This is a genomic window from Stenotrophomonas sp., assembly GCF_032066555.1.
GTDB lineage: Bacteria > Pseudomonadota > Gammaproteobacteria > Xanthomonadales > Xanthomonadaceae > Stenotrophomonas.
The window spans coordinates 33360-54857 of sequence record NZ_DAMBKV010000017.1 but is presented as its reverse complement, the minus strand read 5'-3'; the positions used below and the strand labels follow the sequence as shown (position 1 = coordinate 54857).

Genomic DNA, 21498 nt, shown 5'->3' with positions numbered 1-21498 from the left:
TCGGCGCTACAGCTGGCCTTGGGAAGGCCCCTGCCGAGCATGGCTCGGCACTACAGCTGACCTTGGAAAGCTCCCTGCCGAGCATGGCTCGGCGCTACAGCTGACCTTGGGAAGGCCCCTGCCGAGCATGGCTCGGCACTACGGCTGGCCTTGGGAAGACCCCTGCCGAGCATGGCTCGGCGCTACAGCTGGCCTTGGGAAGGCCCCTGCCGAGCATGGCTCGGCACTACATCAACGAAAACGGAGCGCTTTCGCGCTCCGTTTTCTGCAACACCAACTACCGCAGCTGCAATCAGATGCGGCTGGCGATGGCCTGGGCGAAGCCCATGGTGGTGCCGGTGCCGCCCAGGTCGCCGGTCAGCGAATCCTTGGCTTCCATCGTGGCAACGATGGCCTTGCGCAGGCGCTCGGCGTTTTCCGGCTGGCCGACGTGGTCCAGCATCTGTGCGGCCGCCAGCATCAGTGCGACCGGGTTGGCCTTGCCCTGACCGGCGATGTCCGGTGCGGTGCCGTGCACGGCTTCAAAGATCGCCGCGTCCTTGCCGATGTTGGCACCCGGGGCCAGGCCCAGGCCGCCGACCAGACCGGCGCACAGGTCGGAGATGATGTCGCCGAACAGGTTGGTGGTGACCAGGATGTCGAACTGCTCCGGACGCATCACCAGCTGCATGCAGGCGTTGTCGACGATCATTTCCTGGAATTCGATTTCCGGGTACTCGGCGGCAACTTCGCGGGCAACGTTCAGGAACAGGCCCGAGGTCGACTTGATGATGTTGGCCTTGTGCACGGCGGTGACCTTCTTGCGGCCGGTGCTCTTGGCCAGTTCGAAGGCGTAACGCACGATGCGCTCGGAGCCCTTGCGGGTGATGCGGGTGCCGGAGAACGCGGTCTCGCCGTCGGCCGACACTTCCTGGCCTTCGGCCAGATAGGCGCCTTCGGTGTTCTCACGCACCGTGATCATGTTGATGTTCTCGTAGCGCGACTTGGTGTTCGGGAACGAGATGGCCGGGCGCACGTTGGCATACAGGTCGAACTGGCGACGCAGGGCAACGTTGATCGAGCTGAAACCGCCACCGACCGGGGTGGTCAGCGGGCTCTTCAGGGCGACCTTGTGCTTGGTGATCGACTCCAGGGTGGAAGCCGGGATCAGCTCACCGTGCTTTTCCAGGGCGGCCAGGCCGGCGTCGGCGAATTCGTAGGACAGGCCGGTGCCCAGCTTGTCCAGCACGAACAGGGTGGCGTCCATGATTTCCGGGCCGATGCCATCGCCGCGGATGACGGTGATTGTCTGCGTCATTTCTAGGTATTCCGAACAGGGAGGAGGGAATGCGCCATCCGGCTGCCCGGATACCGGCGCGATTGAAAAGGTTTCAACTGTCAATTATGCCTGATCAGCCGCGCCAGCCCCAACTGGACGAAGGTCTGGGGTTCAGCTGTGGTCGTGACCGGCCGGCGCCTCGGCCGCCCCGCTCTCCAACTGGTCCAGGAAGTCCACCGCCCGCCGCAGGTGCGGAATCACGATGGATCCGCCCACCACCAGGCCCACCGAGAAGGTCTCGAAGAACTCTTCACGGTTGACCCCGGCGTCCTTGCATTGCGCAACGTGGTAGCTGATGCAGTCATCGCAGCGCAGCACCAGCGAGGCGACCAGGCCCAGCAGCTCCTTGGTCTTCACGTCCAGCGCGCCGGCCTGGTAGGTCTGGGTATCCAGCGCGAAGAAGCGCCGCACCACCTGGTTGGGCTCGGCCAGGATGCGCTGGTTCATGCGCTGGCGGAACTCGGTGAACTCGGCCAGGCGGTCCTTTTCGCTGCCGCTCATGCGCCCTGCCCGGCCAGCAGCGGCTCCAGCTTGCCGGCACGATGCAGCGCCATCATGTCGTCGTAACCGCCCACATGGACGTCGCCGACGAAGATCTGCGGCACGCTGGTGCGCTTGGTCAAGGCCATCATCTTCTCGCGCTCGACCGGGTCCAGGTCGATGCGAACCTCGGTCCAGGACTGGCCCTTGCTCTTCAGGAAGTTCTTGGCGGCCACACAGTAAGGGCAGACAGCGGTGGAGTAGATGGTGATCTCCGGCGCGGCGCCGGTGGTGGATTGCGTTGTCACAACGAAACTCCTGACTGGAAACATTGTCTATATATGGTACCGACAGCCGCGGATATCGATGCCAGCGGTGGAACACAGCAGGTTAACCTGTGCTTCACACCGGCGCCGTGCTTACCGGTCATCCTCCGCCCTGCCACTTCTGGAGTTTCCTGCTTGCGCACCCTGCTGCTCGCCACTGCCGTCACCCTGGCGCTTGCCGCGCCCCTGTCGCACGCCGATGACACCAAGCTGCCGGACATCGGCTCCTCGGCCGGCGAGCTGCTGACCCCGGCACGGCAGGCCGAGTACGGCGGGATGATGCTGCGCGAACTGCGCAACTACGGCTATCTGCTGGACGATCCACTGGTCGACGACTGGCTCGGCACCATGGGCACACGGCTCGGCTCCAACAGTGCCCAGCCGCAGCAGAAGTACACGTTCTTCATGATGAAGGACCGCCAGATCAACGCCTTTGCCACCTTGGGCGGTTACATCGGCATGAATGCTGGTCTGGTGTTGACCGCCGAGCGCGAGGACGAGGTCGCCGCGGTGCTGTCGCACGAAATCTCGCATGTCACCCAGCAACATGTGCTGCGAGGAGTGGAGCGCGCCCAGCGCGACCAGATCCCGATCCTGCTCGGCATGCTGGCGGCGGTGATCGCCGCGCAGCAGGCCGGTGGCAACTCCTCCGGCGACGCCACCATGGCCGCGATCACCTCCGGCATGGGCCTGATGCAGCAGCGCCAGATCAATTTCACCCGCTCCAATGAGTCCGAGGCCGACCGTCTCGGCATCCGCACCCTGGCCCGCAGCGGCTACGACGTGGATGCGATGGCCGGCTTCTTCGAGCGCATGTCGGCGGCGATGCGTGGCAATGAAGGCGGTTATTCCACGCCGGATTTCCTGCGTACCCACCCGGTCAACATCACCCGCATCAGCGAGGCCAAGGCCCGCGCCGAGCAGATGAAGAAGGACACGGTGCTGCTGACCACGCAGACGCCGACCGGCATCCTGCAGGAGCGTGTGGATCCTTCCGCACCCGACACCAGCGCCAGCCCCTTGAGCGGCGGCAATCCACTGCTGCCGGCCGGCCTGCAGCTGTCCCTGCCCGGCACCAGCCTGCCACGCGGCCCGACCGGCCAATTTGACTGGGCCCGCGAGCGCCTGCGCGTGCTCAGTGCGCCCACTCCGTCGGAACTGGTCCGCGAATACGAAGGCCTCAAGCGCAGCCAGAAGGATGGCCTGACCGACCCGCAGCGTTACGGCGTGGCCATCGCACGTCTGCGCGATGGTGGCGCCGGTGGCGTTACCCAGGCCCTGCCCGAACTGCAGCAGCTGCTGCAGCAATACCCGGACAACCTGTGGGTGAACCTGGCCCTGGGCGAGGCCGAATCGCGCAGGGGACAGCATGAAGAGGCCAACAAGCGCTTCGACGCCCTGCTCAAGCGCCTGCCGCAGAGCCGGCCGGTGGCCTTGACCTATGCGCGCATCCTCAATGAACAGGGCGGTGTCGCTGCCGGCCAGCGCGCGCAGGCCATGTTGCGGCCACTGCTGGCCCGTTCCAGCGACGACCCGGTATTCCAGACCACCTTTGCCCGTGCCAGCGAACTGGCCGGCGACAGCACCCGCGCCAGCGAAGCCTATGCCGAGGCCGCTTACCTGAACGGTCGCCCGGAACAGGCGCTGATCCAGTTCCAGGCCCTGCTCAAGCAGCCGGGACTGGACTATGTCAGCCGTGCCCGGGTGGATGCCCGCATCGAATCGATCATGCCAACCGTGCTGGAAATGCGTCGCCTCGGCGTCCACGACCCGGAAATGTCACGCAACTGAACCCGTGGCTGACAAACGGCCGGGATTGCCGCCTGTCCATGTCACAAACCCGTCATCAAACCGTAGTCTACTGAGCACATCCCTTATTGATGGGCATTCCGGTAGGCGCCACGTGCAGAAACGTATCCTGATTGTCGACGACGAACCCGCGATCCGTGACATGGTCGCCTTCGCCCTGCGCAAGGGCGAGTACGACCCGGTCCATGCCGGCGACGCACTCGAAGCGCAGACCGCCATTGCCGACCGGGTACCGGACATGATCCTGCTGGACTGGATGCTGCCCGGCACCAGCGGCCTGGAACTGGCCCGCCGCTGGCGCAAGGAAGTCCTGACCCGCGACGTGCCGATCATCATGCTCACCGCACGCGGCGAAGAAAATGACCGCGTCGGTGGCCTGGAAGCCGGCGTCGACGACTATGTGGTCAAGCCGTTCTCGGCACGCGAACTGCTGGCCCGCATCCGTGCGGTGATGCGCCGCACCCGCGACGATGACGAAGACGGCAGCGTCGGCGTTGGCAACATCCGCATCGACGGCGCCGCCCACCGCGTCTTCGCCGGCGATGTTCCGGTGCCGATCGGCCCCACCGAATACCGCCTGCTGCACTTCTTCATGACCCACCCCGAACGCGTCTATACCCGTTCGCAGCTGCTGGATCATGTCTGGGGTGGCAGCGTGTACGTGGAAGAACGCACCATCGATGTGCATATCCGCCGCCTGCGCAAGACGCTGGAACCGTTCGGCGCCGAGAACATGGTGCAGACCGTGCGCGGTGCCGGCTACCGTTTTTCCGCCGCCACCTGAACGGCGGCGGCCGCGCGGCTGCAAGCGATGCTATAACCCGGGATACCCCCGACGGATCCCTCCCGTACCACCGAGAGTGCAATGCCCCGCCAATTCCGATCTGCCTGGTTGAAGACGCTGGCCACCGTGGCCGCGTTGTTGTTGCTGGCATGGGGGCTGGGCGCGTTGCTGGGGCATCCCGCGCTGGTGGTGGCACTCGCCGCCCTGGCGATCCTGGCCTGGCATTACTGGCGATTGCGCCAATTGCTGCTGCGGCTGACCGCACGCCAACGCTGGGACAGCCCTGCAGGCGTCGGCGTCTGGAACGAGCTGGACCGCCTGCTCTCGCGCAACCAGCAGGAAATGCGTGCACGCAAGCGGCGCCTGGTCGAGATGCTGCGCAGCTACCGCGCCGCCGCCGCCGCGCTGCCGGATGCGGTGGTGGTGGTCGACCGCAACACCCAGCGCGTGCAGTGGTTCAACGAGGCCGCCACCACCCTGCTCGGCCTGCAGCACCCGGCCGACATGGAAGCTGCGCTGGTGCCGCGCCTGCAGCCGCTGCCGCTGGCCCATTGGCTGGCCGGTGGCCGCAATGCCGAACCTATCCTGGATGCCAACTCGCCGGTCGATCCCGCCATCCGCCTGCACATGCGCCTGATCCCCTACTCGGATCACCATTGGCTGCTGGTCGCGCGTGACGTGACCAAGCTGCTGCACCTGGAACAGGTGCGCCGTGACTTTGTCGCCAACGTCTCGCATGAGCTGCGCACGCCACTGACCGTGGTGCATGGCTACCTCGACATGATGGACCCGGAGGATTTCCCCGACACCGGGCCGATGCTGTCGGAAATGCGCAAGCAATCGCAGCGCATGGCGCAGCTGGTCGAAGACCTGCTGACCCTGTCGCGACTGGAATCGCAGCAGCACACCGAGCTGGAAACCGTGGCCATGACCTCGATGCTGGCCTCGCTGCGGCGCGAAGCCGAGGCACACAGCCAGGGCCGTCACACCATCACCGTGGAAGACCAGGCTGGCGTGGACCTGGCGGGTTCCAACAAGGAACTGCACAGCGCCTTCTCCAACCTGCTGACCAATGCCGTGCGTTACACCCCGGCCGGTGGCCGCATCAGCCTGACCTTCAGCCGCGAAGGCAATGGCGCCGTATTGGCTGTCACCGATACCGGTTACGGCATCCCGGCCAACCATCTGCCGCGATTGACCGAACGCTTTTACCGCGTGTCCAGCAGCCGCTCGCGCGAAAGCGGCGGCACCGGCCTGGGCCTGTCCATCGTCAAACACATTCTTGGCCTGCACCAGGCACGCCTGGAGATCCGCAGCGAAGTCGGCCAAGGCAGCACCTTCGCCTGCCACTTTGACGCCGAGCATGTACGCCCGCGCAATGCATCCCCCTCGCCTTTGTCCATGGAAGACTTCCCGGCATGACCCCTCCTCCCCCGCCCCCCGCCACTCCCGCCGTCGGCACCGATCCGTTGCGTGATCCGTCGCTGTACATCAACCGGGAACTGTCACAGCTGGATTTCAACTTCCGCGTGCTGGCCCAGGCGATGGATGAGCAGGTGCCGCTGCTGGAGCGGCTGCGCTTCCTGTGCATCTCCTGCACCAACCTGGATGAGTTCTTCGAGATCCGTGCCGCAGCGGTACGCCATGCGCAGGAATTCGGCCTGCCGCCGGCACCGGACGGGATGAGCCCGCAGGCCATCCTCAACGCCATCCATGACCGCGCTGCCGAACTGGTGGACCAGCAGTACCGTTGCTGGAACCAGGTGCTGCGCCCGGCCCTTGGCGAGGCCGGCGTCGGTATCCTCGCCAACAAGAGTTGGACCACGCGCCAGCGCCGATGGCTGCGCGCCTATTTCCGCAACGAGATCATGCCGGTGCTGTCGCCGCTGGGCCTGGATCCGTCGCACCCGTTCCCGAAGATCCTCAACAAGTCGCTGAACATCGTCGTCGTGCTGAAGGGCACCGACGCCTTCGGTCGCGCCGGCCATCTGGCCCTGGTGCGCGCGCCGCGCTCGCTGCCGCGCATCATCCAGTTGCCAGAGTCGCTGGGCGGCCCGCAGAACTTCGTGCTGCTGTCAGCGGTGCTGTCGGCCTTCGTCGATGAGCTGTTCCCGGGCATGGATGTGCAGGGTGCCTACCAGTTCCGGGTCACCCGCAACTCCGAGCTGGTGGTGGACGAGGAGGAAGTCGAGAACCTGGCGCTGGCGCTGCGCGATGAGCTGGTCGACCGTGGCTACCGGCCGGCGGTGCGGCTGGAGATCGCCCACGACTGCCCCAAGCCGATCATGCAGACCCTGCTGCAGAACTTTGGCCTGTTGGAGAACGCGGCCTATCGCATCGACGGCCCGGTCAACCTCAACCGCGTCATCCAGGTGTATGACCTGCTGCAGCGGCCGGACCTGAAATACCCGCCGATGACCCCGCGCGTGTTCAAGTCGCCCGAGGGCATCTTCGAAACCGCTGCGCAGGGCGACGTGCTGCTGCACCACCCGTTTGATTCCTTCAGCACCGTGCTGGAGCTGATCCGCGAAGCCGCGGTCGATCCCAACGTATTGGCGATCAAGCAAACCCTGTACCGCACCGGCAAGGACTCGGGCATTGTCGAAGCCCTGATCCTGGCCGCACGCAATGGCAAGGACGTCACTGTCGTGGTCGAACTGCGCGCGCGCTTCGACGAAGAAGCCAACCTCGGCCTGGCCGATCGCCTGCAGGATGCCGGCGTGCAGGTCGTCTACGGTGTGGTCGGCTACAAGACCCACGCCAAGATGCTGCTGATCGTGCGCCGCGAAGGCCGCAAGCTGCGCCGCTACGTGCACCTGGGCACCGGCAACTACCACAGCGGCACCGCCCGCGCGTATACCGACCTGAGCCTGATCACCGCCGATCCGGACATCGGCAACGATGTGCACCTGCTGTTCCAGCAGCTGTCCGGGCTGGCGCCGAAGATGAAGCTCAAGTGCCTGCTGCAATCCCCCTTCACCCTGCATGCCGGGCTGATCAAGCGCATCGAGCGCGAGACCCGGCTGGCACTGGAAGGCAAGCCGGCCCGCATCATCGCCAAGATGAACGCGCTCAACGAGGCGCAGGTGATCCGCGCCCTGTATGCCGCCTCGCAGGCCGGCGTGCAGATCGACCTGATCGTGCGCGGCGCCTGCACCCTGCGCCCGGGCGTGGAAGGTGTGTCGGACAATATCCGCGTGCGGTCGATCGTCGGCCGCTTCCTCGAGCACAGCCGGGTCTACTGGTTCGGCAACAACGGTGCCCCCGAGCTGTACTGCGCCAGCGCCGACTGGCTGGAACGCAACCTGCTGCGCCGCGTGGAAACCTGCTTCCCGATCCTGGATACCGATCTGTCCCGGCGCATCTACCGCGAGGTGCTGCAGAACTACCTGGACGACAACCTCAACGCCTGGGACCTGCAGGAAGACGGCCGCTACATCAAGTGCGAGCCAGCACCCGGCCAGCCTCCGCATTCGGCGCAACAGGCACTGATGGAAGGGCTCTGAGGCAGGAGCGAGAAGCCAGAAGTGAGAAAACAGGAGTGAGAAACGAGAAGGAGCAACGACAGCGCCCGCTGCCGCCTCATTTGTTGGCGGGACCGGGATTGAGGCCTCCCTCCGCGCCTGCCAGGGCAGCTGATTCTGGTCTTTCTCACTCCTCACTTCGCACTCCTCACTCCTCTTCACGCCCTACTACCGTTACCATTCCGCCATGCCCCAGTCTTCCCTGACCCCACCGCCCCTGCAGGACGGCGACCTGCTGGCCGCCATCGACCTGGGTTCCAACAGTTTCCACATGGTTATCGCGCGCTACCTGCTCGGGCAGCTGCGGGTGGTGGACCGCCTGCGCGAGACCGTGCGCATGGCCGACGGCCTGGATGGCAAAGGCGGGCTGTCGCCCGAGGCGCGCCAACGCGCGCTCGAATGCCTGGCCCGCTTTGGCCAGCGCATCCGCAACATCCCGCCTTACCGCGTGCGCGCCCTGGCTACCAATACCGTGCGCCAGCTGCGCTCACCGCTGTCGTTCCTGATGCCGGCCGAAACCGCGCTGGGCCACGCCATCGAAGTGGTCAGCGGCCGTGAAGAGGCGCGCCTGATCTACCTGGGCGTCGCCCATGCGCAGCCGCCCAAGCCCGACCAGCACCGGCTGGTGATCGACATCGGCGGCGGCTCCACCGAATTCATCATCGGCCAGGGCATGCAGGCGCTGGAGCGCGAAAGCCTGCAGGCCGGCTGCATCGCCAGCACCCGTCGTTTCTTCCCGGGCGGCAAGCTGAGCAAGAAGCGCTGGAAGGATGCGCTCACCGAGATCGGCGCCGAGTTCCAGCCCTTCGCCAACAAGTACAAGGCATTGGGCTGGCAGGAAGCCTTGGGCTCGTCCGGCACCCACAAGGCGATCAGCGAAATCTGCGCGGCGATGAAGCTCAGCAAGGGCGCCATCACCGCCGAGGCGTTGCCGCAGCTGCGCGAGGAGCTGCTGCGCGCCAAGCACATCAACGACATCAACCTGCCCACCCTGTCCAACGAGCGCCGCCCGATCATTGCCGGTGGCGTGCTGGTGCTGGAAGCCGCCTTCCAGGCGCTGGGCCTGCAGAAACTGCTGGTCAGCAAGGCCGCGATGCGCGAGGGTATCCTCTACGACATCATGGGCCGCGCCAACGACAACGATCCGCGCGATGAATCGGTCGCCGCGCTGACCCAGCGTTACGCCATCGACGAGACCCAGGCGCAGCGCGTGGAAGCCACCGCGCAACGGCTGTTTGAACAGGTGGCCGACAGCTGGAAGCTGGACGTGGACGATGCGCGCATGCTCGGCTGGGCCGCACGCCTGCACGAGCTGGGCCTGATGATCGCCCACAGCGGTTATCACACCCACGGCAGCTACGTGATCGAGCATTCGGATATCGCCGGTTTCTCGCGCCAGGAGCAGCAGATGCTGGCGGCACTGATCCGCACCCACCGCCGCGGCATCTCCAAGACCGCGTTCGACGCCCTGCCCGACCGCCTGCTGCTGCCGGCCAAGCGCACCGCCGCGCTGCTGCGGCTGGCGGTACTGCTGCACCGCGCCCACGAACCCGATCCCATTCCAACGCTGGAACTGTCGGTGGATGGCAACACCTTGTCGCTGATCCTGGCCAAGGACTACATCGACGCCCGCCCGCTGCTGCGCGCGGACCTGGTCGGCGAAGCCGAAGGCATGACCGGGCTGGGCTTCAACTTCCGGCCATTCGTGGCCTGAGCGGGATCGGCAAGTACGACTGACGCTGGCGCCCGCGCCAACGCTGGACAGACAAGACCACGACCCGTTGCGGGCCGTGGTCTTCGCTCTTCAGGGCCGTCATAAAGCGGTCAGATCACAGTAACAGGTGCTTCATCGGCTACGCGCATCCTCGCCAAAAACCGGGAGCCAGCCATGCGCTTTGCGATCGTCACCGAGACCTATCCGCCGGAGGTCAATGGCGTTGCCTTGACCGTGCAGGGACTGGAGCACGGCCTGCGCAACCGCGGCCACGACGTCGATGTGGTGCGCCCACGCCAGCAGCAGGACGGCACCGGCGCCGCCCATGAGCTCCTGGTACGCGGCGCCGGCCTGCCACGCTATCCCGGCCTGCGCTTCGGCCTGCCGGCACCGCTGCTGCTTGCACGCCAGTGGCAACAACTACGCCCGGATGCAATTTACGTGGCCACGGAAGGCCCGTTGGGATGGTCGGCGATGCGCACCGCGCGGCGGCTGGGCATCCCGGTCGCGTCGGGCCTGCACACGCGCTTTGATGAATACCTGCCCGACTATGGCGCTGCCTGGTTGCAGGGCACCGCACTGCGCTGGATGCGCCGCTTTCACAATCAGGCAGAAGCCACCTTGGTCCCCACCCGCGAGTTGCAGCAGTTCCTTCTGGACAACGGTTTCTCCCGAGCGCGGTTGCTCGCGCGCGCGGTGGATGGCAGTCAGTTCGACCCAAACAAACGCGACGCTGCGCTGCGTGCCGACTGGGGCATCGAAGGCGAAGGCTTTGCGGTGATCCATGTCGGCCGCATCGCCGCAGAGAAGAACCTGGGGCTGGCAATCAAGGCGTTCCGCCGCATCCAGCAACACCGGCCGAAGGCACGCTTTGTCTGGGTCGGGGATGGCCCGATGCGGGCGAAGCTGGCCGAGCAGAATCCCGACTTCATCTTCTGCGGCGTGCAACGTGGCGAAGCCTTGGCCCGGCATTTCGCCAGCGCCGACCTGTTCCTGTTCGCCAGCCGCAGCGAAACCTTCGGCAACGTCACCCTGGAAGCCATGGCCAGTGGCGTGGCGACGGTCGCCTTCAACTACGGCGCAGCACGCGAGCACCTGCGCAGCGGCCATAGCGGGGTGGCGGTGGACACGGACGAGAACTTCATCGCCGCCGCCGTGCAGCTGGCCAACGATGAGGAAATGCGCACCACCCTTGGCGCCAACGCCAGCCGTGCGATGCAGCGCCTGCACCCGGAACAGGTGGTTGCCGAGTTCGAAGCCCTGCTCAGTGAACTGGCCTCACGGAGACGCTGCCATGCCATTGCTGCCGCCTGAAGGAATCGCCGCACGCGAAGCACGCTGGTGCCGCCGGGCAAACCACTACGGCCGTCGGCGCGGCATCCGTCGCCTGTTCTCGGTGCTGAGTCGGCTTGGCGATGGCGTGTTCTGGTACATGCTGATGGGCGCGCTGGTACTGGCTGATGGACTGGACGGCCTGCAGGCGTCGGCACACATGGCCGCCACCGGTGTGCTGGCCCTGACCCTGTACAAGCTGCTCAAGCGCTGGACCCGGCGCCCGCGCCCATTTGCCGCCGACCTGCGCATCCGCGCCTGGGTGGCGCCGCTGGATGAATACAGCTTCCCGTCCGGCCACACCCTGCATGCGGTGTCATTCACCGTGGTGGCGCTGGCCTACTACCCGTGGTTGGCCCCCTTGCTGCTGCCCTTCACCCTCGGCGTAGCGCTGTCACGGGTGGTGCTGGGCCTGCACTACCCCAGCGACGTGCTGGCCGCCACCGCCATCGGGGTGCTGCTGGGAACCGGCTCATTGCAGCTGCTGGCGCTGTTCGCAGGCTGATCAGGCCCTACAATGCAGGCATGACAACGCTGTTCATCTCCGACCTGCACCTGGACCCCAGCCGTCCAGCCATCACTGAACTGTTCCTCGACTTCCTGCGCGGCGAAGCGCGGCAGGCCGAGGCGCTGTACATCCTGGGTGACCTGTTCGAAGCCTGGATCGGCGATGACACGCCTTCCAGCGCCGCCGATGCGGTCGCGCTGGCACTGCGTGAAGTCAGCGACGCCGGTGTGCCGGTGTACTTCATCCGCGGCAACCGCGACTTCCTGGTCGGCAACGACTATGCCGCCCGCGCCGGCATGCGCATCCTGCCGGATCCGTCGGTGATCCAGCTGTATGGCAAGGCGGTGCTGCTGCAGCACGGCGACCTGCTGTGCACCGACGACGTCGCCTACCAGGCGTTCCGTGCACAGACCCGCAACCCGGCCTTCATCGCGCAGTTCCTGTCGCAGCCGCTGGAGGCACGCATCGCCTTCGCGCAGAAGGCACGTGCGGCCAGCCAGGCGCATCAGTCGGAAATGAAGCAGGACGACAAGGCGACCTTTGAAACCGTCACCGATGTGGCCCCGGCCGAGGTGATTGCCACCTTCCAGCGGTATGGCGTGGACACCATGATTCATGGTCACACCCACCGCCCGGCAATCCATAGCGTGAGCGCAGGCGAGCACAGCTTCACCCGCATCGTGTTGGGTGACTGGTATGAGCAGGGCTCGGTGCTGCGTGTGGATGGCGATGGCTTCCGGCTGGAAGCGCTGGGCTGACGCTACTTGTAGGAGCGGCATAAGCCGCGAAGCTGGAGCAAAGAGAACCGCCAGATATGGCTGCAGTTGCAGACTTGTTTGGCGGTTTTTGCATTTGTGGCTTCGCGGCTGACGCCGCTCCCACAAAATTCTTATTTTGATCAGGCGCTTGGGTCAGGGCGCTTCCACCGGTACCGATGGGTCGCGTGCACAGCCCTTGAAGGTATCCTTGCCCAGCACGAATTCGGCGGTGAACGGGTGTTTCAGGTCGGACATGCCGTCCGAGCACTCGGCACGCTGCAACGTCAGTTTGAACGCATCCTTGCCCTCCCCGCCCTGCACCACCAACAAGCCATCCTGCAGCGCGCGGCTGCCTTCCAGATGCAGCGGGCTGGCCTGGGTTTCCGGGGTGCTGTAATCGAGTTTTTCGCCATCGGCGCGCACGCTCCAGAAGGGTTCGTTGCCGAAGGCCTGCACGATGACCGGGAAATCATCCTTGGCAGCCACAGCTTCCGGCGCTGCGACAGGCGCAACCGGGGCCGGCGCTGCAGCACTGGAACCGGCCGCAGGCTTGGAACCGTTGCATGCCGACAATGCCACTACCAGCGCGGCCAACGTAAGAATCTGCTTCATCGTTTTCTCCTTGATTGCACCGTTGCCGATCGAGAGCACAGTGACATGCGATTCGACCTGATGCTGGCGCATGCCCTTGCATCAGCCCGTAAAAGACACGGCTACGGCAAGCCGCATCTGCCGCGCCGATGTTGGAATGCGGCCGAGCTGGTCGTCAATCGGACATGGCCCGAGTTGCGGGAATCGTTCATCGTTGCGCCCTGCAATGCCTACGGGAGCAGTCGTCGCCAAAGACGTGGCGGCCTGCGTCACCGCGCGCGGCATTCAACCGGCTTGTTCAACCAGATAGTCAAGTTCGTCTGCATCAAAACCGGCCAACAAGCGCGCTTCCAGGTTGAAGGGCCCACGCAGGTAGCCGCCGGCGTACTCGCCCAGCAGTTCCTTGAAACGCTTGCGTGGCTCCACGCCGGCGCGCGCGCAATACCAGTGGTACCAGCGCGTGCCGGCAGCGACGTGGGCCACCTCTTCACGCAGGATCACCTCCAGCACGTCAGCAGTCGTGGCATCACCCAACGAGCGCAGCTTGCTGATCATCGCCGGGGTGACATCCAGGCCACGTGCTTCCAGTACGCGCGGCACCAGCGCCATGCGTGCCAAACCGTCATGCGCGGTCTTCTCACACATTTCCCACAGGCCGTTATGGGCGGGGAAATCGGCATAGTCATGGCCATGTGCCAACAGCCGATCACGCAGCAGTACGAAGTGGCGCGACTCATCGTCGGCGCAGCTGACCCAATCGGCGTAGAAGCTGCCCGGCAGGCCGCGGAAACGATAGACCGCGTCCCAGGCCAGGTCGATGGCATTGAGTTCGATATGGGCGATGGCGTGGATGAAGGCGGCACGCCCATCCACGGAGCCAAGGCCACGACGCGGCAGGTCGCGGGGGTGCACCAGCACCAGTTGCGGCGGGCGACCCGGCGCGCGGATCGGTTCGGGTTCTGGCGCTTCTGCGGGCAGCTTCAAGGTGCCAGCGCGGTAGCGCGCGGCGTAGTGCTGGGTGAGCGCGACTTTCTCAAGTGGATCGACGGCGGCCATGCAGATGCAGGCGGCGTCGAGCAGGGAGAAGTCTGCTGCTTCGGGCGGCGATAGGTAGCTTGTGTCCGCAGCTGCAGGCTGTGCTTGTTGCCGGTTCATAGGTGCTCGCACATTGCTGCTTCGTTCTGCCCTCGCCCCAACCCCTCTCCCGCAGGGAGAGGGGCTTTCAGATCAGGCGCGGCGCTTGTTCTTGGCTTCATCCGAACGCAGCTGCTGGATGCGTTCGAAGTAACCCGGCTCGATGCCGGTGACGTACTCGCCGTTGAAGCAGGACGAATCGAACTCCTTCAGCTCCGGGTTGCCTTCGCGCACCGCGACTTCCAGGTCTTCCAGGTCCTGGTAGACCAGCCAGTCGCAGCCCAGGTGCTGCTCGATTTCCTCGACGCTGCGGTTGTGCGCGACCAGTTCCTCGGCAGCCGGCATGTCGATGCCGTAGATGTTGGGGTAACGCACCGGCGGCGCAGCGCTGGCCAGGTAAACCTTGCGGGCGCCGGCATCGCGTGCCATCTGCACGATCTGCTGGCTGGTGGTGCCACGGACGATGGAGTCATCCACCAGCAGCACCACGCGGTTGCGGAATTCCAGATGGATCGGGTTGAGCTTGCGACGCACGGACTTCACCCGCTCACCCTGGCCCGGCATGATGAAGGTGCGGCCGACGTAGCGGTTCTTGACGAAGCCTTCGCGGTACTTCACGCCGAGCACGTTGGACATCTCCAGCGCGGCATCGCGCGAGGTGTCGGGGATCGGGATGATGGTGTCGATGTCATGGTCCGGACGCAGGCGCAGGATCTTCTCGCCCAGTTTCTGGCCCATGCGCATGCGCGCCTTGTGCACCGACACGTTGTCCATCATCGAGTCGGGGCGTGCGAAATACACGTACTCGAAGATGCACGGCGTCTGCTGTGTGTTGGTCGCGCAGATCTCGGTGAACAGTTCACCGCGCTCGGTGATGACAACGGCTTCGCCCGGGGCGACATCGCGCATGCGCTCGAAGCCGAGCACGTCCAGCGCCACCGATTCGGAGGCCACGGCGTACTCGATGCCTTCGGCATGCTCGCGCTTGCCCAGCACCAGCGGACGGATGCCGTGCGGGTCACGGAAGGCCACCAGGCCCAGGCCCAGCACCACGCTGACCACGGCATAGCCGCCCTTGCAGCGGCGGTGCACGCCGGCCACGGCACGGATCGCCGCTTCCGGGGTCAGCATGCGCTGTGCGTCCAGCTCGTAGGCGAACACGTTCAACAGCACTTCGCTGTCCGAATCGGTATTGATGTTGCGGCGGTCGGCCTCGAACACCTGGCGACGCAGTGCCTCGGTATTGATCAGGTTGCCGTTGTGCGCCAGCGCGATGCCGTACGGCGAGTTGACGTAGAACGGCTGCGCCTCGTCGGTGCCTTCCGAGCCTGCGGTCGGGTAACGCACATGGGCGATGCCGATGCGGCCCTGCAGCAGCGCCATGCGGCGCTCGTCGAATACATCACGGACCAGGCCGTTGGCCTTTTCCACCCGCAGGCGGGTTCCGTCGGCGGTGGCGATACCGGCGGCATCCTGGCCACGGTGTTGGAGGACGGTCAGGCCGTCATAAAGCTGCCCGGCGACGTTCTGGTTGCCGACGATTCCGACGATGCCACACATGTTGCGCGATCTCCGCTGGGCGATGCCCGTTAACGTGAAGGTGGCCGTGCCTGGCCTTGAGGCTCAACCCTTATCGGCTTGAGTTGACCCGGGCGCACCTGCGCCGGATCGATGTTGGAGGGCAACGCCCCCGCCGGGTCAGCTCGGCTTTCTTCTGCGCTGCGTTGGCGGGGATCAAAACGCGTCCCTTCCAACGGCGCCGGTAGCAAGCCACTGCCCGCATCTGCTTCGTTCGGTCCGCCATTATCGCCTGCCAGCACCGACTTACCCAAGTCCATCAGCGCCATTGCCGGCGATTCAGGTGGATGCGGCAGCTTTTCACGCAGCCAATCGGCCGTCGGCTGCAGCCACGGCACCACGCTGGACTGGCGCCAGCCCGGTTCCTGGGGCATGGAGGTGAAGCCCAGCAGCAGTACCGCCAGCACCGCGAACAGCACGCCGCGCACAATGCCCAGGGCCAAACCCAGCAAGCGATCGGGCAATTTCAGCAGCACGGTGGCATCGACGACGCCGCGCAGCAGGCGCCCGACCAGGGTCGCCGCCAGCAGCACACCGATGAATACCAGCAGATAGCCGCCTGCGTAGTCGCCAGCACTGGGCGTGGCTTGATCAGCCAGCATCAAGGCAGCGCGCTCGCCGTAGTAAAACGCCGCTGCACCGGCCAGCAGCCAGTTCAGCACGCCGAGCACGGTCGCCAACAGCCCGCGCATCAACCCGAACAACGCCGATACGCCGATCAGCGCCAACAGCAGCAGATCAATCACTGCACGCCCCGCCCGTACGGCACAGGGGGACGCGCTTGCCCAGCCGGGTCTGGCGACGCATCAAGGATGCGGGCGGACCATGCCGGCGACGCCGACCTTGGCCGCGACCTGCGCCTTGAGCTGCTCGGCCTGGTCACGGCTTGCCACCGGCCCGACACGGACACGGTTGAGCACGCCGTTGTCGGTGCGTACCTGCTCCACGAAAGCACTGAAGCCGGCAGCACGCGCGCGATCACGCAGCGCATTGGCATCGGCAGCCTGACCGAAGGCTCCCAACTGCACGGCAAAGCCAACCCCGCTGGCGGCCGGCGCAGCCGGGGTGGTGACGGCCGGCTTGGCCGGCGTTGCCGCAACCGGCCGGGCCGGTTCAGGCTTTGGTGCTTCCGGCTTGGCCGCAGGCTTGGGTTCGGGCTTGGGGGCGGCGACCACCGGCTTGGCAGGCTCCGGCGGCAAGGCCTCGGTACGTACCGGTGCGGAGGTGGCTGCAGCTGTAGCGGTGCTGCCGGCTGCCGGCGTGGCGGCGGGTGCCGGAACGGCGTTCTCGGCCGCAGCGTTGAGCACCACCACCTGCGCGTTCACGTCGTTGCGGACCTTGCCGGCTTCCAGCCGCACCAGCTCAGCCTGGGCACGATCGGCATACGGACCGATGCGCACACGCCAGGCCTGGCGACCATTGATGGTGTCGGCCTGGCGGAAGCCCGGCAGGTTGGACTTCTTCAGGTGCGCGATCACCGCATCGGCGTCAGCCTCGCTGCCATAGGCACCAAAATTGACCGCGTAATTGCCGGCGGCGGTCGCCGCTGGCAAGCCATTGGCCGGCGGCTCGACCGCGCTGGCCACGCCGGTTTCCGGCTGTGCGGCGGGCATGCCCACGGCGCCCCCGGCCGGTGCGCCAGGCGCCACCAGCGGCAGTTCGCGGGTTTCAAACTGGCCTTCGGCCGGTGCCGCAGGCGCGCTCAATGGCACGTCCTGTACGCCACTGTCCGGTGCGGGCCCTTTGACCAGCATCGGCAGGAAAATCACGGCAAGCGCCACCAGAACGATGGCACCAATCAGTCGCTGTTTCAGAGGAGTTTCCACAATTGGCGTATGCGCGGCGCGGCGGAGTGCCCCGGTGATTATATGCGGGGCACGCGTGGCAGCGTCTCAGTCAGCTGAACGGAGTACCGGCAGCGCCTCGGCCACCGTATGGAAGGAGCCGAATACCAGCACCCGGTCGCCAGGCCGGGCCTGGGCCAATGCGGCGTCCAGCGCCCCGCTGACGTTGGCGGACAGATTGGCCTCGGCGGCATGGGTCTGCGCCAAGCGTTCGCGCAGGTGCGCGGCGGTCTGTCCGCGCGCACCTTCCAACCCGGCCAGGAACCAGCCATCGACCTGGGGCTGCAGGGCTTCAACCACTCCCGCAGCGTCCTTGTCGGCCAGCGCGGCGTACACCGCCAGCGTGCGCCCCTGCGCCGGCTCGCCCTTCAATGCAGTGGCCAGCGCAGCGGCGGCCTGCGGGTTGTGGCCGACATCCAGCAAGACGTCCACACCGCCGCGCTGGAAGCGCTGCAGACGCCCGGTGATCTGTGCTTCGGCAATGCCCTGCGCCCATGCAGTGCGCGGCACCGGCTTGTCCAAGGCGCGCAACGCCGCCACCGCGGTGGCGGCATTGTTGCGCTGGATCGGCGCCCACAAGGCGGGCTGCGGCAGTTCCAGGCGGAACGCGACATCACGCCAGCGCCACAGTTCGCCATCAATGTCCTCGGCGAAGAAGTCGCTGCCGAAGCGGATCGCATTGGCACCAAGCACGTAGGCGCGGCGCAGCACGCTGGAGGGCGGATCGATCTCGCCGAGGATCACCGGCTTCCAGCCGCGGATGATGCCGGCCTTCTCCTGGCCGATGGCTTCGCGGTCGGCGCCCAGCCAATCGGCGTGGTCGATATCGACGGTGGTGATCACCGCGACATCGGCGTCGATGATGTTGACCGCGTCCAGCCGTCCACCGAGGCCGACTTCAAGCACGACCAAGTCCAGGCCGGCCTGCTGGAACAGCCACAGCGCGCACAAGGTGCCGTATTCGAAATAGGTCAGCGCGGTGTCGCCGCGGGCGTCTTCGACCGCGTTGAAGCCGGCGACCAGACTGGCGTCATCCACGCCCTTGCCATCGATGCGCACGCGCTCGTTGTAGCGCAGCAGGTGCGGTGAGGTGTAGGCACCTACCTTCCACTCCGCGGCACGGGCGATGGACTCGATGAAGGCCACGGTCGAACCCTTGCCATTGGTGCCACCAACCACGATGCAGTGCTCGGCCGGCCGCCCCAGCTGCATGCGCTGGGCAACCTCGCGCACGCGCTCCAAGCCCATTGCGATGGCTTGCGGGTGCTGCTGTTCGATATGGGCGAGCCACTGTTCAAGCGTGGCGGGACGGACGGAAGACATGCGAAGGACTCTCGGGATCGTGGGCCGGCACTGGAAGCCGGCTGCGCGTTGCGCGCGGGAATGGTGCCCATGATACAGCGGCGGCTACACGCGGCCGCCAAGCTTGCCGGCATGTCAGGCCCGGTATGCGTAGTGCCGAGCCATGCTCGGCAGGGGTGCACCCGCACGCCATCAGCCCCAGCCAATTTGTGGAAGCGGCGTAAGCCGCGAAGCCACAGCAGGATCGGAAGCGGTAAAGCCAACCCCTCCCCAGCCCTCCCCTTGCCTACGGCAAAGGGAGGGAGCGTAGTGCCGAGCCATGCTCGGCAGGGCTGCACCCGCACGCCATCAGCCCCAGCCAATTTGTGGGAGCGGCGTAAGCCGCGAAGCCACTGCAGGATCAGAAGCGGTAAGGCCAACCCCTCCCCAGCCCTCCCCTTCGCTACGCGAAAGGGAGGGGGTAACTGCAGCAAAGGGAGGGGCTGTAGTGCCGAGCCATGCTCGGCAGGGACTTCACCGGTAGAGCCTCAGCCGAGCATGGCTCGGCACTACCCAAAGCGGACTACAGGGACCCGATTACAGCGCGCGGTGCTTGGCTTCACCAAAGAACGGCGTGTGGTGGGCACAGTCGTTCAGGCGAACCACTTCCAGATGCTCGACATCCGGGCCTTCCAGCAGGTTCAAGGTGGTCGGCGCCTGACGGAAGCTCCACAGCTTGGAAATCGGCAGGCCGAGGACCTTGCACAGAATGACGCGGTTGACCGCGTCATGCGCGACCACCAGCAAGGTGTCATCTTCACCCAGACCTTCGGCAGCAGCGGTCAGGCCACGCCAGCTGCGGTCCAGCACCTGACGCAGCGATTCGCCACCAGGCATCAGCACGGTATCGGGTTCCTCGCGCCAGGCACGCAGGCGTGCGGGGTCCTTCTCGTCGATCTCGCTGGCGAGCAAGCCTTCCCACTCGCCGTGGGCGATTTCCTGCAGGTCCGGCTCGGTCAGCAACATGGATTCGCGTGCGCTGCCCAATGCGGCCTTGGCGGTGGCCTGCGCACGGCTCAGTGGCGAGGCCACGGCGCGGGTGATCTGCACGTCGGCCAGCCGCTCGCCCAAGGCCTTGGCCTGGGCCTCACCCACCGGTGAGAGGGGAATGTCGATCTGGCCCTGGTAGCGGCCTTCGGCGTTCCACGGCGTTTCGCCGTGACGGGCAAGCAGGATGCGCATGCAGCTGTTTCCATTGAGGTGGGGGTACCCGCCAGCTGTCCGCGGCGGGAGGGGCATCATAGCCCGACCGTGCACTGATACCGCCCACGGTTACCTTCGATACGGATCCGGCACCCGCAACTGACCCGACTGTATCCACGGTTTGCCGCCGCAGTCCGATAAGACTGCCCCGATACCCGGCAACATCACCGACGGCACGGTTGCGCGCCGGGCGCAGGCGTTACCATGCCGGTTCCCTATCGGTGGCACGGCGTGACTTCCGCACGAGGGCAGCAACTTCAAGGCCCCAGAACGCGGCATGACCAGCACCCCCAGTTCTCCCAAGCAGTTCAAATTCAAGCTCTGGCATGAACGCCGCGACCGCTGGATTGCGGTGCTGGTCACTGCGATCCTGCACCTGCTGATGCTGCTGCTCCTGCTGTACTCCAATCCACCCGTGGTTTCCTCACCGCAAGGCTCCTCCGGCGGCGGCCGGACCAAGGTCGATTTCGTCGGCGAAGCACCGCCGTCCACGGAGCAGAGCAAGGTGCCGCCCAAGGACAAGCCCAACAAGACCACCCGCTCGCAACCCAAGCCGACCACGCAGCGGCGCAGCGAGGAGCGCAAGCCGGTAGCGGAAGCCCGTTACATCGAGCCGCCAAGCGAACCGGAGCAGGAAGAAACGAAGACCCAGGAACTGGCCCAGACCCCGGCCGCGCCCGCAGCGGCGGCCAGTCCGTCGGAAACCGTGCCACGTCGTCCTCAGACCTGGACCGGACGCCCACCCGGTTCGCTGGACAGGACCACCGCGCCGGACGACCACGGCCGCTCCTCCGGCCAGGGCAATGACAGCGGCAGGCGCATCGACCGCAGTGCCGGCGAGCCGGCCATGGAAGTGGGCGGCTACCAGATCATCTATGACCTGCTCAGCGAGGAGAAGCTGCGCACCTGGATGGCTGGTGCCAAAGAGGTCAATGGCAAGAAGGAACTGTCGATCCCGCTGCCCGGCACCACTTATCTGATGGTCTGCCCGGCCGAGGTGGCGTTGCGCCGTGGCTCCAGCCAGTGCCGCATGCTGCAGGCCGGTTCACCGGAGTTGCAGGACATTGGCGATGCGCGCGAGTTCGTCATCGTGATGTACGTCTATCGCTACGGTGAGCTGCTGTGGCGCGGGCCCGGACCGTATCGCTGATGGGTAGTGCCGAGCCATGCTCGGCAGAGGCTTCACCGGTAATGCCAAACCCGTAGTGCCGAGCCATGCTCGGCAGGAGCTTTGCCGGTAGAGCCCTTGCCGAG

19 protein-coding genes are annotated in these 21498 nt (G+C 66.0%); 9 read left to right on the top strand and 10 right to left on the bottom strand.

The features are described 5' to 3' along the window. Positions 1-292 precede the first annotated feature (292 nt). The 3 genes from RT131_RS16120 to grxC all read right to left on the bottom strand — a co-directional run bounded on the left by RT131_RS16120 (position 293) and on the right by grxC (position 2130). Complete coding sequence (locus RT131_RS16120) at positions 293-1297, bottom strand: isocitrate dehydrogenase (RefSeq protein WP_313173799.1); 1005 nt, start codon at positions 1295-1297, stop codon at positions 293-295. Between the two features lie 132 nt (positions 1298-1429). Beyond that, the gene (locus RT131_RS16115; protein ID WP_313173798.1) at positions 1430-1819 is read right to left on the bottom strand and encodes a carboxymuconolactone decarboxylase family protein; all 390 of its coding nucleotides are present in this window, start codon (positions 1817-1819) and stop codon (positions 1430-1432) included. After that, positions 1816-2130 (bottom strand): glutaredoxin 3, encoded by a 315-nt coding sequence (gene grxC, locus RT131_RS16110; RefSeq protein ID WP_313173797.1) that lies wholly within the window; start codon positions 2128-2130, stop codon positions 1816-1818. Before grxC ends, RT131_RS16115 begins: the two co-directional genes overlap by 4 nt. 129 nt (positions 2131-2259) lie before the next feature. Here grxC and RT131_RS16105 point away from each other — a divergent pair, with 129 nt between their 5' ends. The 8 genes from RT131_RS16105 to lpxH all read left to right on the top strand — a co-directional run bounded on the left by RT131_RS16105 (position 2260) and on the right by lpxH (position 12553). Beyond that, the gene (locus RT131_RS16105; RefSeq protein ID WP_313173796.1) at positions 2260-3915 is read left to right on the top strand and encodes a M48 family metalloprotease; all 1656 of its coding nucleotides are present in this window, start codon (positions 2260-2262) and stop codon (positions 3913-3915) included. A 112-nt stretch (positions 3916-4027) separates the two neighbouring features. Then, positions 4028-4717, top strand: a complete 690-nt coding sequence (phoB, locus tag RT131_RS16100) for a phosphate regulon transcriptional regulator PhoB (RefSeq protein ID WP_282269705.1) — start codon at positions 4028-4030, stop codon at positions 4715-4717. Between the two features lie 81 nt (positions 4718-4798). After that, positions 4799-6139 (top strand): phosphate regulon sensor histidine kinase PhoR, encoded by a 1341-nt coding sequence (gene phoR / locus RT131_RS16095; protein ID WP_313173795.1) that lies wholly within the window; start codon positions 4799-4801, stop codon positions 6137-6139. Continuing rightward, a complete protein-coding gene (ppk1, locus tag RT131_RS16090; protein WP_313173794.1) occupies positions 6136-8223 on the top strand; it encodes a polyphosphate kinase 1 in 2088 nt (695 codons plus the stop codon). The genes phoR and ppk1 overlap by 4 nt, the downstream gene beginning before the upstream one ends. A 205-nt stretch (positions 8224-8428) precedes the next feature. Continuing rightward, a complete protein-coding gene (gene ppx / locus RT131_RS16085) occupies positions 8429-9955 on the top strand; it encodes an exopolyphosphatase (protein ID WP_313173793.1) in 1527 nt (508 codons plus the stop codon). A gap of 174 nt (positions 9956-10129) precedes the next feature. Then, the gene (locus RT131_RS16080; RefSeq protein ID WP_313173792.1) at positions 10130-11269 is read left to right on the top strand and encodes a glycosyltransferase family 1 protein; all 1140 of its coding nucleotides are present in this window, start codon (positions 10130-10132) and stop codon (positions 11267-11269) included. Next, positions 11250-11792 (top strand): phosphatase PAP2 family protein, encoded by a 543-nt coding sequence (locus RT131_RS16075; RefSeq protein ID WP_313173791.1) that lies wholly within the window; start codon positions 11250-11252, stop codon positions 11790-11792. Before RT131_RS16080 ends, RT131_RS16075 begins: the two co-directional genes overlap by 20 nt. A gap of 20 nt (positions 11793-11812) precedes the next feature. Further along, entirely contained in the window at positions 11813-12553 is a 741-nt protein-coding gene (gene lpxH / locus RT131_RS16070) for a UDP-2,3-diacylglucosamine diphosphatase (protein WP_313173790.1), read from the top strand. Positions 12554-12706: 153 nt separating this feature from the next. On the opposite strand, the gene RT131_RS16065 is transcribed toward lpxH, so the two are convergent. The 7 genes from RT131_RS16065 to RT131_RS16035 form a co-directional block, all read right to left on the bottom strand. Further along, positions 12707-13165, bottom strand: coding sequence for a hypothetical protein (locus tag RT131_RS16065; protein WP_313173789.1), 459 nt, complete (start codon positions 13163-13165; stop codon positions 12707-12709). Positions 13166-13429: 264 nt separating this feature from the next. Further along, positions 13430-14200 carry a ferritin-like domain-containing protein gene (locus RT131_RS16060; RefSeq protein ID WP_313173788.1) on the bottom strand — a complete coding sequence of 257 codons (771 nt, stop codon included), beginning with the start codon at positions 14198-14200 and terminating at the stop codon, positions 13430-13432. Positions 14201-14371: 171 nt separating this feature from the next. After that, positions 14372-15838, bottom strand: a complete 1467-nt coding sequence (purF, locus tag RT131_RS16055) for an amidophosphoribosyltransferase (RefSeq protein WP_313173787.1) — start codon at positions 15836-15838, stop codon at positions 14372-14374. A 29-nt stretch (positions 15839-15867) separates the two neighbouring features. Then, positions 15868-16602, bottom strand: a complete 735-nt coding sequence (locus RT131_RS16050) for a CvpA family protein (RefSeq protein ID WP_313173786.1) — start codon at positions 16600-16602, stop codon at positions 15868-15870. A gap of 60 nt (positions 16603-16662) precedes the next feature. Continuing rightward, complete coding sequence (locus RT131_RS16045) at positions 16663-17682, bottom strand: SPOR domain-containing protein (protein ID WP_313173785.1); 1020 nt, start codon at positions 17680-17682, stop codon at positions 16663-16665. Between the two features lie 66 nt (positions 17683-17748). Beyond that, positions 17749-19023, bottom strand: a complete 1275-nt coding sequence (gene folC, locus RT131_RS16040; protein WP_313173784.1) for a bifunctional tetrahydrofolate synthase/dihydrofolate synthase — start codon at positions 19021-19023, stop codon at positions 17749-17751. A 555-nt stretch (positions 19024-19578) separates the two neighbouring features. Next, complete coding sequence (locus RT131_RS16035) at positions 19579-20223, bottom strand: histidine phosphatase family protein (protein WP_313173783.1); 645 nt, start codon at positions 20221-20223, stop codon at positions 19579-19581. A gap of 298 nt (positions 20224-20521) precedes the next feature. Here RT131_RS16035 and RT131_RS16030 point away from each other — a divergent pair, with 298 nt between their 5' ends. Beyond that, entirely contained in the window at positions 20522-21394 is an 873-nt protein-coding gene (locus RT131_RS16030; protein ID WP_313173782.1) for a type II toxin-antitoxin system RelE/ParE family toxin, read from the top strand. Positions 21395-21498: the final 104 nt, after the last annotated feature.